Annotated in this window: 11 protein-coding genes; all 11 read left to right on the forward strand. The window is 45.9% G+C overall.

Annotated elements, in window-relative coordinates:
* Window positions 1-22: 22 nt before the first annotated feature.
* The 11 genes from MKX75_RS13245 (at window position 23) to MKX75_RS13295 (ending at window position 13,131) form a co-directional block, all read left to right on the forward strand.
* Window positions 23-847, forward strand: coding sequence for a carbohydrate ABC transporter permease (locus tag MKX75_RS13245; protein ID WP_062834233.1), 825 nt, complete (start codon window positions 23-25; stop codon window positions 845-847).
* Window positions 848-865: 18 nt separating this feature from the next.
* On the forward strand, window positions 866-3,658 hold the full coding sequence (locus MKX75_RS13250) for an alpha-mannosidase (RefSeq protein ID WP_339169935.1): 2,793 nt from the start codon (window positions 866-868) through the stop codon (window positions 3,656-3,658).
* Window positions 3,659-3,868: 210 nt separating this feature from the next.
* Window positions 3,869-4,516, forward strand: a complete 648-nt coding sequence (locus MKX75_RS13255) for a restriction endonuclease (RefSeq protein ID WP_339169936.1) — start codon at window positions 3,869-3,871, stop codon at window positions 4,514-4,516.
* 98 nt (window positions 4,517-4,614) lie between these two features.
* Window positions 4,615-5,139 carry a DUF5412 family protein gene (locus tag MKX75_RS13260; protein ID WP_339169937.1) on the forward strand — a complete coding sequence of 175 codons (525 nt, stop codon included), beginning with the start codon at window positions 4,615-4,617 and terminating at the stop codon, window positions 5,137-5,139.
* Window positions 5,140-5,466: 327 nt separating this feature from the next.
* Window positions 5,467-6,471, forward strand: a complete 1,005-nt coding sequence (locus MKX75_RS13265) for a Gfo/Idh/MocA family oxidoreductase (RefSeq protein ID WP_339169938.1) — start codon at window positions 5,467-5,469, stop codon at window positions 6,469-6,471.
* A gap of 24 nt (window positions 6,472-6,495) precedes the next feature.
* Window positions 6,496-7,419, forward strand: coding sequence for an AraC family transcriptional regulator (locus tag MKX75_RS13270; RefSeq protein WP_339169940.1), 924 nt, complete (start codon window positions 6,496-6,498; stop codon window positions 7,417-7,419).
* Between the two features lie 12 nt (window positions 7,420-7,431).
* Window positions 7,432-8,529, forward strand: coding sequence for a Gfo/Idh/MocA family oxidoreductase (locus MKX75_RS13275; protein WP_062834239.1), 1,098 nt, complete (start codon window positions 7,432-7,434; stop codon window positions 8,527-8,529).
* A 176-nt stretch (window positions 8,530-8,705) separates the two neighbouring features.
* Entirely contained in the window at window positions 8,706-9,419 is a 714-nt protein-coding gene (locus MKX75_RS13280; RefSeq protein WP_339169942.1) for a glycosyltransferase family A protein, read from the forward strand.
* 189 nt (window positions 9,420-9,608) lie between these two features.
* Entirely contained in the window at window positions 9,609-10,361 is a 753-nt protein-coding gene (locus tag MKX75_RS13285) for an FCD domain-containing protein (protein ID WP_062834241.1), read from the forward strand.
* Window positions 10,358-11,569 (forward strand): M20 family metallopeptidase, encoded by a 1,212-nt coding sequence (locus tag MKX75_RS13290; protein ID WP_339169944.1) that lies wholly within the window; start codon window positions 10,358-10,360, stop codon window positions 11,567-11,569. Before MKX75_RS13285 ends, MKX75_RS13290 begins: the two co-directional genes overlap by 4 nt.
* On the forward strand, window positions 11,566-13,131 hold the full coding sequence (locus tag MKX75_RS13295) for an ABC transporter substrate-binding protein (protein ID WP_145147470.1): 1,566 nt from the start codon (window positions 11,566-11,568) through the stop codon (window positions 13,129-13,131). Before MKX75_RS13290 ends, MKX75_RS13295 begins: the two co-directional genes overlap by 4 nt.
* Window positions 13,132-13,193: the final 62 nt, after the last annotated feature.

The following is a 13,193-nucleotide window of genomic DNA, read 5'->3' on the forward strand; positions in this document are numbered from 1 at the left end:
CCATGAAGGAGGTTCGATCCCTATGGTCAAACATGGGCTTCAACGCAAAATCCAGTACGGGATTCTAGTTTTTCTAGGGCTCTGTTTTTTATTGCCGCTGCTCTGGATCATTCTGGCTTCATTTGACCCGAACGCGCAACAGGGTATCAAAATGCCCAGTACCTGGACCATTCAAAATTTCAAGGATGTGCTCGGGGATTCGAGCAATCTTCGTTCATTCGGTGTAGGCCTGATTCTGTCGGGAGGGCAAGCGATATTAGTTGTTGTGGTATCGGTTCTTGCTGCGTATCCTTTATCCCGTTATGAAATGAGATTCAAAAAAAGCTTCCTGTTATCCATTCTGTTCATGACAGCTCTTCCGATTACTGCCGTGATGGTTCCGGTATTTCAAATGTTTCTGTTCTTCAAAATGCAAAATAGCATCATTGCCACGATGCTGTTCCTGACGGCATCCTCACTTCCGTACGGCATCTGGATGATGAAAAACTTCATGGATTCGGTGCCAATTGATCTGGAAGAATCGGCATGGATTGATGGTGCATCCGTGTGGAATGGATTGAGACGAATTGTAGCTCCGCTGATGCTGCCGGGTATTGCAACGATAGCGATATTTACCTTTTCCGGAAGTTGGGGCAACTTCTTCGTGCCATACATCCTGCTCCAGACACCGGAGAAACTTCCGGCATCGGTTACGATTTATCAATTCTTCGGCAGCCACGGTATGGTTGAATACGGCAGATTGGCTGCATTTTCACTACTTTATACGATGCCTTCGGTTGTGCTATATATCTTCTCCCAGCGTTACATGTCCAAGGGCTTCAGCATGGGCGGGGCAACCAAAGGTTAATGACAGGAGGTACGCAACATGACAACCCAAAAAACGGCACATCTCATCTCGCATACCCATTGGGACCGCGAATGGTATATGCCTTATGAACACCATCATGTACTGCTCATTGAGATGATGGATAAACTGCTGGATACGCTTGATCAGGACCCGGAATATCGTTATTTCCATCTGGATGGGCAGACGATTATTCGTGAAGATTATTTGCAGGTTCGGCCCGAACAGCAGGAGAGGCTCGACCGTTATATTCGTGAAGGACGCATTCATTTTGGCCCATGGTATGTGTTACAGGATGAGTTTCTGACCAGCAGCGAGGCCAACTTGCGTAATCTGCTCATCGGTCATCGTGATGCTCGACCTTTGGGCGTGATATCCAAGACGGGATATTTTCCAGACTCGTTTGGAAATATGGGACAGGCACCGCAGATTCTGCAACAGGCGGACATCCATAACGCAATCTTCGGGCGCGGGGTGAAGCCTACCGGATTCAATAATGCGGTGGTTGATGCAGACAGTTATGAATCTCCCTATTCCGAGATGATCTGGCGTTCGCGGGATGGTTCGGAAGTACTCGGCATTTTGTTCGCGAATTGGTACTGCAATGGGATGGAAGTTCCGGTTGATCCGGAGAAAGCCCGAGCCTATTGGGATAAAAATCTGGAAGATGCCGAGAAATTCGCCTCGACCCCACATCTGTTGTTCATGAATGGTTGTGATCACCAGCCGATCCAGACGGATCTGCCCGAGGCATTACGTACGGCAGCGGCTTTGTATCCTGATGTAGAATTTATCCACTCCAATTTTGACGATTACATTGAGGCTGTTACGACGGAAGTCCCTGAGCATCTGGCGACTATTGAGGGGGAGCTTCGGAGTCAGCACACGGATGGTTGGGGAACACTGGTGAATACGGCATCCGCACGAGTTTATCTGAAACAGTTGAATCAGCAGGGGCAGACGTTACTTGAAAATGTAGCCGAACCACTGGCCGCCATGGCCCATATAGCTAGGGTAAAAGATTATCCGCATCATCTGTTGACACATGCCTGGAAGATGCTGATGCAGAACCACCCGCATGATAGCATCTGCGGATGCAGTGTCGATGAGGTTCACCGTGAGATGGTGACCCGCTTTGCGAAGAGCAGACAGCTTGCAGAGAAATTGGTTTCCCAGAGCGCGCAGGCGATTGCTGAGTCTATACAAGTGCAACCTGCTGAGGCTTGGGGAGAGGAAGCGGTGCTGTTCACCGTGTTCAACACGAGTGGATGGAATCGAAATGGAATCATTGAGATGGACCTGATTGTGGACAAAGCATTTTTCCCAGAAGGTCCTAATCCTCAAGCGCTTGCTCAGAAAGTGGAAAAAGAGGCACTGCCAGTGTATCAGCTGGTCGATTCGGATGGACGCACGTATTCGGCAGAAATCAAGGATCTGGGTGCGCATTTCGGCTATGAACTTCCGAAGGATCGCTTCCGCCAGCCTTATATGGCTCGTAAAGTAAGAGTGACTTTCCAGGCGATGGATGTACCTTCGCTGGGTTATAAGACATATGCTCTTATTCCCGTTCAGGAGCAAACAGAGATTGCTGGAATGCCCGATACGAGCGAACTCGTCCAGGTTCAGGGAATGATGATGGAGAACGGTCATTTGCGGGTGACAGTTGAAGAGAATGGTACGGCAACGATTGAAGATAAGGTCTCTGGTGCTGTATACAAGGGATTGAATTCATATGAAAATACCGGTGATATCGGCAATGAATATGTCTACCGTCAACCTGAGGGAGAGACAACACTGACCACGGAGCATCTGAAGGCAGACCTGCGGATTGTGGAGCAGTCTCCGTATCGGGCAGTTATGGAAAGTGTATTACGTTGGGATATTCCGGCTGGAGCAGACGAACTGTTCGAGCTGGAGAAGCGACAGATGGTTCCTTTTACTGAACGGAAGGCGCAGCGAGTCAAGAACACTGTTCCATTGGTGATTACGACAACGTATACACTGGAAGCAGGTAGTAATATGGTCAAGGTAAAATCTGATTTTAACAATCAGGCCAAGGATCATCGACTACGCGCAATCTTTCCATCAGGACTAGTGACAGAGGATCATTATGCGGATTCCATCTTTGAAATCGCCAAACGCTCCAATACACCGGCCAAAGAATGGGTGAATCCGAGTAATGCGCAGCATCAGCAGGCATTTGTACATGTGACCGATGGTGATCATGGCTTGATGATTGCGAACAAAGGGCTGAATGAATACGAAATTTTACAGCATGAAGAGGGCAGTACGATTGCGGTTACGCTGCTCCGTGCCTCTTCGGAGCTGGGAGATTGGGGTGTGTTTGAAACACCGGAAGCCCAATGTCTGGGACCTCAGAGCGTGGAATATGCGATTATTCCATTTGCGGGCGATGCTGCTCAGTCAGGTGCATGTGCATCCGCATATGTGTATCCGATTCCGTGGACGACTGTACAGCTAGGGACACTTGCGTATACATTTGAGCAAGAAGGTCATGCCGGTGCCGATGGGCACAAGGTTGAACTGCCTCTGTCGAAGCAATGGCTGGCATGGAATGCACAAGGTTCGTCACTAGCCTTCTCCACATTGAAGATCGCAGAGGAAACCGGAGATTTGATTGCTCGCTGGTATAATTTGAACTCCGAATCCGTTGAGTTGAGCGTACAAACTGGATCCGAATGTGCCTCCGTCTATGAGAGCGATGTGCTGGAACGGGTTAAGGGCACGTTGGAGGGGCACAGCCAGATGGTATCGGGGTACAAGATTGTTACACAAGGGTACGCGTTCCGTTGAGTTGATTATTGAACATTATAACTTTTGAAACCTCCTGTTCACGGTAGTGTGGACAGGAGGTTTTTGTTAGTCAAAACATTGTCTTATTGAAGGATGCTACAGCGGCATTATTGCTCGTTTTAAGTTCTTTTTATCCAATAAAATAATTAATTTCCAATATAGAAAAATGTGGTATTATTGTGCTAGTTTGTTGTAATGGAGGTAGACCTAATGATCTATATTTTATTTGTATTCATCGTTGTAGTGATTATTGCACTTAGCCTTTGGGTTCTGAGTTTAGCACGTAAACAAAAGAAATCAACGGTGCTTACTGAGGAGAATTACGACTTAAAAGCCATTACTATCGCTGATATAGACAGGATGGAGGATGGCTCTGGCTTCGAGATGTACTTGTACAGATTGTTAATTGAGTTGGGCTATTCCGGGGTCTATAAAACGTTAGGAAGTCGCGATTTTGGTGCTGACGTAGTTTTCACTGATCGGGAAGGTGTTAGAAATGTCATCCAAGCAAAGCGATATTCAATAGAGTATCCTGTTGGCATCAGCGCTGTGCAAGAGGTCTTTTCTTGCATGAGATATTACAAGGCTAAGAAAGCAATCGTAATTACTTCATCTCATTTCACAGAGTCGTGTGAGACATTAGCTGGTATTAACTTTGTAAAGTTGATTGATCGAACTGACTTAATTCATGTGATTGAGGCTTTTAGAGACGGTGATGTGATTGAGGCGCGTGACATCATTGAAGGGGAACCGAGGATGATACTTGAATCCTGGTCGGAAGCGAATAGCAACACGCTACATGAGGTTCGAAAAGATTACAAGGCAGAAAAGTATGTAAAAAAAGTGATGAGTAAGTGAAAACACATAGCATAGTATTCAGTAGAAAAATGATTGATTCCGTTGACTATTCATACATAACCTAAGTGGGAAGAGGGGGTGCAATTTTAGTGAGGAAATTGAGTTGGGTTGATTTATTTTTAGTGCTTTTTTTGTACTTTATTTCGATCTACTCACTATATTCTCATATGAATAATAAATGGCTAGTTAGTCCTCCCAACTATGTAATTCTAATTCTCTCTATTTTAGGACTAGCTCTAGCTATACTTGGTTTTAAAGATACATCTAACAAGTCTACGAAGGTAAGAAGTTGGATCTCGACGGTTCTCTCCGTAGTATTGATCTTCATACTGTTGGGTGCTTTGTCATTTACATCGATATTTTCTGGATCAAAACAATTACTTACGACTACGCATTCACCAGATAAGCACAATACAATAAGTTTCTATAAAACTGACGCTGGAGCCATGGGATCCTTTGGCGTTGTAGGGGAATTAAAAGGTCCACTCTGGTTTAAAAGAGTATTTTACTATGAGGGAAAGACGGATCAGGTAGACTTGGAATGGGTCGATAACCACACGATTTCAATTAATGATCAAAAAGTTAATGTATTGAGCGGTGAAATGGTACGCCGTAGCCCTTAACTTTATAAGATTTTCTTTGAGAGTTAACTGACAGCTAAAGCAAAATTCCTTTACGGAGTTTCGCTTTTTTTACGTTATATTGAAAAAAGGTTAAGAGAAGTTGGATCGGCTACACTTAGTTGATATGCACTAAGGATACGATAAGGGATTGCACTGAAAGATTGTGTTTAAATCCTTTGGTTTGTTTTTTTATGAAAGAATTAGGGAAGTAATTCATGTCGTGATTTTATACATTAATTGTCGTGTGTTTCTATTAAAAATAGATTAAGTCTGTGATAACTTATAGATAAATGTCAGAATATTATATAGTATGGAGGTTAGACAACAGTGACCATTCGAATTGGTAAAATTAGCTTGTGGCATGTTCACGCATGGGATTACATTAAGCAAGCACAGGAACATGAGGATACAGTCATCGCCGCCGTGTGGGATGAGGATGCCAAGCGGGGGCAGGAAGCGGCTGAACGCTTAAACGTACCATTTTATGCTTCACTCGAAGATATGCTCGCCAAGGACGACATCGATGCCGTTATTGTAGATGCGCCAACTCGCATCCATGAAGAGGTGATCACCGCTGCTGCAAAAGCAGGTAAACACATCTTCACGGAGAAAGTTATTGCTTCGACACAGGCGGAATCCAACAGAATCCTTAATGAGGTAAAGGCAAACAAGGTTAAGATGACAGTCTCCTTACCACGTCTGAATGCAGGATATACGCTAACGATACAGGATGTGCTTAACCAAGGATTACTTGGTAAAGTGACTTATGTTAGAGCACGTTTATCGCATGATGGAGCGATTTCGAACTGGTTGCCTGAACACTTCTATGATCTGAAGGATTGTCAGGGCGGTGCGCTGATTGATCTGGGCTGTCATCCAATGTATCTCGCCAAACTGTTTCTGGGTCAGGAAGTAACTGCGGTTAACGCCAACTTCGGATATATTACAGGCAAAGAAGTGGAAGATAATGCGGTCGCAACCTTGTTTACGGATTCGGGAGCAGTCGGCGTTGTCGAAGCTGGTTTTGTGAACAGCCACTCTCCGTTTACGATTGAGGTTCATGGTACGGAAGGTACACTTCTGTATGGAACACCTGATGAAAAGTTATTGATTCGCACGAAAGCAGCACAGGGACAGTATCAAGAGTGGACTGAACTTCCTTTGGCAGACCAAATAGAAAACGCATTCAATCAATGGGTTGCACATATACAGAATGATACGGATGCAACCGAAAACGTGCAGATTGCTATGGAGCTAACCCGGTTGATGGAAGCTGCGAATCTCTCTGCCAAGGAAGAGCGCAGAATAGCTCTGAATGAGTTGAAGGATTAGGTTTTATTAGGGAGGTGTGCAATCTTGAGCCTATATCCTTATGAGAAAATGCTTGAGCGGCAGGATCTCCTGGAGAGACTGGATATTTTAATGGTTTGGGGACATTATGAGATTCGTGTGATGCGATTTCATCTGACTTCTTTTCCAGCGGGCCGAGTTGTGGATTTCCATAATCATGCGGAGTTTGAGTTTCATTTTATCCCGAGAGGTAAAGGCAAAGTTATTCTGGATGAACAGACACATGCACTCTCGGAAGGTATGCTGTATCTAACAGGACCGGGTGTCGTTCATTATCAGGAGGCCGACACCGAAGAGGATATGGATGAACTATGTCTTCATGTGGATATTGTCCATAAGCCAAGAGAGCATGTCGATCCCTGGGAAGCCGCTGAATCCGAGGAAACGATGGAGAAGCTGAGAACGCTTCCGCATACACCAGTGAATGATTATCATCGTGCGATGCATTGCTTTTTGGAAGCTTATGAGGCTTGTGATCACAAATTGATAGGATATTATACGTCCATTAAACAACTGGTCATCAGCATATTACTTAAAACCGTGCGAGCCTACGACACCGGCGGGAATCGACCGGAAGCTCCGGTGCGGGATATGTCGGTGTATCGCTATGAGTATGCAGTGCAGTATATGGAGGCGAACCACCCTACAGTGGTCACGCTGGAGCATGTAGCTGAGAAACTTCATATTAGCAGCAGACAATTGCAGCGAATCTTCTATCAGGTACAGCCGGAGATGCCGTTCAGCCGCGTACTGGAGGATATTCGTCTGCGCGCCGTGTGCCGCAATCTGGAGGAAAGTAACGTGTCCATTGAACAGATTGCTCTTGCTTCAGGTTTCAATAATGCCAACTATTTGCATGCTGTATTTCGTAAACGTCTGGGGATGACCCCGTCAGCTTTTCGAAAAATGAAACAACCAATACTTAAGTGAGGGTGAATATATATGAGTAAAGTATATCGTATCGGAATTATTGGCTGTGGTGGAATCGCGAATGGTAAACATCTGCCGAGTCTGAGTAAACTGGATAATGTTGAACTGGTGGCTTTCTGCGATATCGTTCAGGAACGTGCGGATGAAGCCAAGCAGAAATATGGCACTACTGAAGCCGAAGTCTACACGGATTATCAGGAATTGCTCAAGGATGAGTCTTTGGACATTGTGCATGTGCTTACACCGAATATTTCTCATGCCGAGATTTCTATTGCTGCTCTGGAGGCAGGCAAACACGTGATGTGTGAGAAGCCAATGGCGAAGACATCTGCTGAAGCACAACTCATGCTGGAAGCGGCAGAACGTACCGGCAAGAAACTGACCATCGGATACAACAACCGTTTCAGAGAAGACAGTCAGTACTTGAAGAAGGTGTGCGAAGCGGGTGACCTGGGTAATATTTATTTTGCTAAAGCACATGCAATTAGACGTAGAGCAGTACCAACTTGGGGTGTTTTCCTGGATGAGGAGAAGCAAGGTGGAGGTCCACTGATTGATATTGGTACGCACGCACTCGATCTGACGCTCTGGATGATGGATAACTATCAGCCAAAAGTCGTTCTGGGCACGACTTATCATGAGCTTTCGCAACGTGAAAATGCAGCTAATGCCTGGGGCCCGTGGGACCCTAAACAATTCTCTGTAGAGGACTCGGCCTTCGGCATGATTGTGATGGAGAATGGCGCAACGATCATGCTCGAATCCAGTTGGGCACTGAACTCTCTGGATGTGGATGAGGCCAAATGTAGCTTGAGCGGCAGCGAAGCAGGTGCGGATATGAAGAACGGACTGCGCATCAATGGCGAGAAATTCAGTCGTCTATACACGAACGAGATTGAACTGAGTGCAGGTGGGGTAGCTTTCTATGATGGTAAAAGCGAGAGTGCACCGGACGTTGAGATGAGAAAGTGGATTGAAGCGATTGAGAACGATCAGGAACCAGTCGTCACACCAAAACAAGCGCTGGTTGTATCTCAGATCTTGGAAGCACTCTATGAATCTGCTCGCACGGGCAAGGCTGTATACTTGAATAACGCTAGCGAAGCATAGAACATACAGAAAAGAATAGATTACAGAACCCTTTGTCCTGTTATTTGGGGACAGAGGGTTTTTTGGTGTTTTGGTAAATTCGGCGAGTTTTGAGACACGCCCTAGCTATTGGTCCATACCAGACTCTATTTCGGCACATATGATAGGAGAAAATTGAGCTGAAAAGAGGGTATGTCTTGACTAAACACAAAACGGGTCATGGTGTTTCCATTATTGTGTGTACCAATCGTCCGCAATTTTTTGACAACATCCTGCAAAATTACAGTCGGCAGCGTTATAAAAGCAAAGAGCTGATCATTGTTCTGAATCATGACAGTATGAATCTCGCATTATATCAAAACCGGGTTCGAAATCTTGCCAATGTTCATGTATATCAAGTTCCGGAGAGCATTTCGTTAGGACAAAGCCTGAACGCAGGAATAACAAGGGCACGCTTCTCGTTGATTGCCAAATTTGATGATGATGACTACTATTCGCCGTATTATTTAACAGAACAGGTGAGAGAGCTTAAACGGACCAAAAGTGATATTGTGGGCAAACATTCGTGTCTCGTCTACTTGGGTGCGTCCAAGACACTGTTGGTCAGATCTCCAGCAGAAAAGAATAAACGGGTTGAATTTGTACAAGGGGGTACTATCTTATTTAAAAGAGAGGTCTTGAAAAAAGTTCGCTTCACGGACCGTTCAATAGGGGAAGATGTAACCTTCCTGAGACAATGCAGGAAAAGAGGATTCAAAGCGTACGCGACCTCACCATACAATTATGTCTATCACCGCAGACAGAACAAAAAAAGTCATACGTGGAGAGCGGATGATAGCTTTTACCTGGAGGGGAGCACCAAACTTGCAGTTACAGAGGATTTCAGACCCTTTGCCAATAAGAAGTTATAGAGGAGAATAACGAAAGTAAAGATGCATCTGCTGCGTGCAGATGCGTCTTTTTTGTGCCCAAAATGGTTCAATTTGGAGATGGTGAAAAAAATATTTATGAATTTACTAGAAAAAAGTATTGCATATAAGTTTAGTCGGAATTATATTAATGGTATAAGGTCTAGACCATATACAGATCGGAGTGTTTAGATGTCCAGTACGTTTTCATTTCGTTTTGAGAAAGTATCCACCAAAAAGGTTAGTGAATTCATTAGGGAACAACTGGAAGAAGCCATTATTTTGAAAGAATTAATGAGTGAAGAGCAACTTCCAGCCGAGCGAGATCTGGCAGAAATCTTTAATGTAAGCCGCATTACGGTTCGCGAGGCACTTTCCTCACTGGAAGATAAAGGATTGATTGAGAAACGGGTGGGTGCCAAAGGTGGAACGTTTGTACTGCCTCTGACAGCCAATTCGCATAAACGGACCAGAGAAGAAATTAAACGAGATTGGGCACAGATGCTGAAGGTGTTTGAATATCGAACCATCATTGAGCCAGAGGGAGCTTTTCTGGCTGCTGAGCGGATCACCGCAGGCGAACTGGAGCTGCTTGAGGGCTATATGGAACAAAGTATAGAGCCAGATTGTACAAGGGAATGGTTCAGGGCGCTGGATGTGAAATTTCATCTGACGATTGCCAAAGCGTCAGGGAATCCATATTGCGAGAGAGCCGTCAGACAGATCCGGACCAAAATTAATCCGGCGCTGGATTTGATGCCTTATGATGACCGGATACGTACCGTCAACTACGGTGTACATATGGAGATTCTTGAAGCACTGAAAGCACATGACAGTATCAGGTCCCGGGAGACGATGAAAAGACATATCGAATTCTCGGCTGACGCGATCTATGCCCGTTTGGTTTCTGAATCGGACGAAAATGAAGGGAATGACAGCGAATGAATCATTCAGAACTAATACAGCTGGCTCAGCCACTACAAGCCCAGTTAAGCGCCTGGCGCAGAGATTTGCATCGCCATCCGGAAATCGGCTACGAGGAGCATCGCACATCTGCTATCGTAGCTGAGCATCTGGAAAGCCTGGGGCTGGAAGTTACACGCAATGTGGGACAGACCGGGGTTACAGGCCTGCTTCGCGGAGAGACAGATGGACCAACCTTTGCTTTGCGCGCGGACATGGATGCCCTGCCAATCCAGGATCAGAAAGCGGTGGAATACCGCTCGCAAGTGGAAGGCAAAGCGCATCTGTGTGGACACGACGCTCATACCTCCATCCTGATGGGTGCAGCTCAGCTGCTTACCGGCCTTGGAAGACCGAAATCAGGCAACATCAAATTCATTTTCCAGCCAGCAGAAGAGGGACTTGCAGGGGCAAGAGCCATGATCCAGGACGGAGTTCTGGAGAATCCGAAGGTTGATGCCATCGCAGGATTACACATGACACCTGGACAGAACACGGGAACATTGGGTGTAAGTCAGGGCGTTGCGTTTGCATCAGCTGATCCCTTGATTATCAAGGTCTTCGGTAAGGGTGGCCACGCAGCTCGTCCGCATGAGGGCATCGATGCGATTGCGGTATCTGCTCAGGTCATCACCGCATTGCAAAATATCGTCAGTCGCATGGTCGATCCGCTTGAACCCGCTGTAGTCACGATTGGCAAAATCACCGGAGGTTATATGGGAACAGCCATCGCCCCGGAAGTGGAGATGATCGGTACGGTTCGTACACTCTCACCTGCCATTCGTGAGCGGATGCCAGCTTTGATCGAACAGGTTGTTAAAGGGGTCTGTGATTCTTTCGGTGCAGGATACGAAGTTGTCTACGGCGATGGATACCCTGTTGTCGTGAATGATCTCGGTATGGTTGACCTGCTAACAGAGACCTGTGATCAGGTTAATGCGGAGAAGGGTTGGAATTATATCAAACCCTCCACAGGGGGCGAGGATTTCGCTTTTTATTGTGAGCAGGTTCCGGGTGTGTTTTTCAGACTAGGATCTGGGAATGATGAGGAACGTACTCGTTATCCACTTCACCATCCCATGTTTGATCTTGATGAGACAGCAATGCCTTATGGTGTGGGCATGTTGTCTGCAGTAGCACTTGAATTTTTGGCAAGGAATACAACTTCTGAGGGGGAGCAATCACAATGAAAAAAAGACAATGGACAGGCATGTGGATCACGTTACTGGCAGTCGTAATGGTACTCAGCGCTTGCGGAGGAAAAACGACAAGCACGAATGATGGTGCCGCAACAGAAGGAACGGGCAGTGGAAGCGCAAGTACAACACTGACCATTGCTGCAGCAACAGACATCGAGAGTTTCGATCCGCACAACAACAACAATACATCCAGTGAAGCGGTACTGGTCAACGTTTTCGATTATCTGATCAAAAATGACAGTGAACAGAAGAAAGTTGCAGGACTTGCGACATCATGGGATCAGGTAGATGATACAACATGGAGATTCAAGCTGCGTGAAGGCGTGACCTTCCATAATGGCGATCCATTTACTTCGGCAGATGTAAAATACACGCTGGAGCGCGTAGCCAAGGACGAGACACTGAAACAAAACAGCTATTTCAAAAATATTGTAGAAGTTAAAGTGGTGGATGACTATACCGTAGACATTATTACGGATGGCCCAGATCCATTGCTCCTGAATCGTTTGTCCAAAATGGGAGCAGGCATTCTGCCGGCAAAATATATTGCAGACAACGGTTTTGATGCTTTCCTGAAACAACCGGTTGGAACAGGCCCTTACAAGTTCAGTAAATGGACGAAAGATGATCGTGTGGAACTGGTGAAAAACGAGAGCTACTTCGATGGAGAACCAAAATGGAATGAAGTGGTATTCCGCGTTATTCCTGAAGCCTCCACACGTGTATCCGAATTGCTTGCTGGTGGTGTAGATGTGGCGTCTTCCATTCCGTCCACTGATATTGCCCGGATCGAAGGCGAAGCAGATAAGAAGATTGTCAAAGCCCCAATTCAGCGTGTGCTTCAGTTGATCTTCCGTCAGACAGAAGGCAGCATCACGGCTGATCCGAAAGTGCGTGAAGCGATTGACCTGGCTATCGACAAACAAGGAATCGTGGACAGCATTGCCGGCGGGGCAGGTATCGTAACTCGCACATCCGTAACGCCGGGCAACTTCGGTGCTGATCCTTCATTGTACAAAACTTCACTTTATGACCAGGAAAAAGCAAAACAGTTGCTGCAAGAAGCTGGCTATGCAGAAGGTGAAGCCGAGATGACGATCTCCGTTTCCGCACAGTACAAAGAACAGGCTGAAGTTGTTGCAGCAATGCTCGAACAAGCCGGATTCAAAATTAACCTGGATGTCCTGGAAGCAAGTGCATTCAGTGAACGTTACAGCTCCAAATCATTCAAAGAAATCTTCATGATCGGTATTGGTAACTCCTTGTTCGACGCTTCGAACAACTACAATCGTTATATGTTGGAAGAAGCAAAAGGCGAGTCGGATTACAACAATCCTGAAGTAGAAAAACTGCTTCAATCTGCATTGGTGAACATGGACCCTGCAGCTCGTGAGAAAGAGTATCAGCAAGTGCAACAAATTTTCTCCGAAGAGCGCCCAGCCGTATATCTGTACCAAATGGAAGGTGTCTACGGTACGAATGCTAAAGTGAACTTCGCGCCGCGCAGTGACGAGATGTTCTATGCTGACGAGATTACACCTGTTGCACAGTAACATCTAGTATAATAACCGGTCATTGAAAAGTTAAGGCCGTGAATGGCAGGGACTGGATAACC

Origin of the sequence: Paenibacillus sp. FSL R5-0341 (assembly GCF_037975235.1) — a bacterium.
Lineage (GTDB): Bacteria > Bacillota > Bacilli > Paenibacillales > Paenibacillaceae > Paenibacillus > Paenibacillus amylolyticus_A.

What these genes read in the sequence shown, in the direction of transcription:
- MKX75_RS13290 (WP_339169944.1), top strand. Translation starts at nt 10,358, where the DNA reads ATGAATCATTCAGAACTAATACAGCTGGCTCAGCCACTACAAGCCCAG.
- MKX75_RS13285 (WP_062834241.1), top strand. Translation starts at nt 9,609, where the DNA reads ATGTCCAGTACGTTTTCATTTCGTTTTGAGAAAGTATCCACCAAAAAG.
- MKX75_RS13295 (WP_145147470.1), top strand. Translation starts at nt 11,566, where the DNA reads ATGAAAAAAAGACAATGGACAGGCATGTGGATCACGTTACTGGCAGTC.
- MKX75_RS13275 (WP_062834239.1), top strand. Translation starts at nt 7,432, where the DNA reads ATGAGTAAAGTATATCGTATCGGAATTATTGGCTGTGGTGGAATCGCG.
- MKX75_RS13255 (WP_339169936.1), top strand. Translation starts at nt 3,869, where the DNA reads ATGATCTATATTTTATTTGTATTCATCGTTGTAGTGATTATTGCACTT.
- MKX75_RS13250 (WP_339169935.1), top strand. Translation starts at nt 866, where the DNA reads ATGACAACCCAAAAAACGGCACATCTCATCTCGCATACCCATTGGGAC.
- MKX75_RS13245 (WP_062834233.1), top strand. Translation starts at nt 23, where the DNA reads ATGGTCAAACATGGGCTTCAACGCAAAATCCAGTACGGGATTCTAGTT.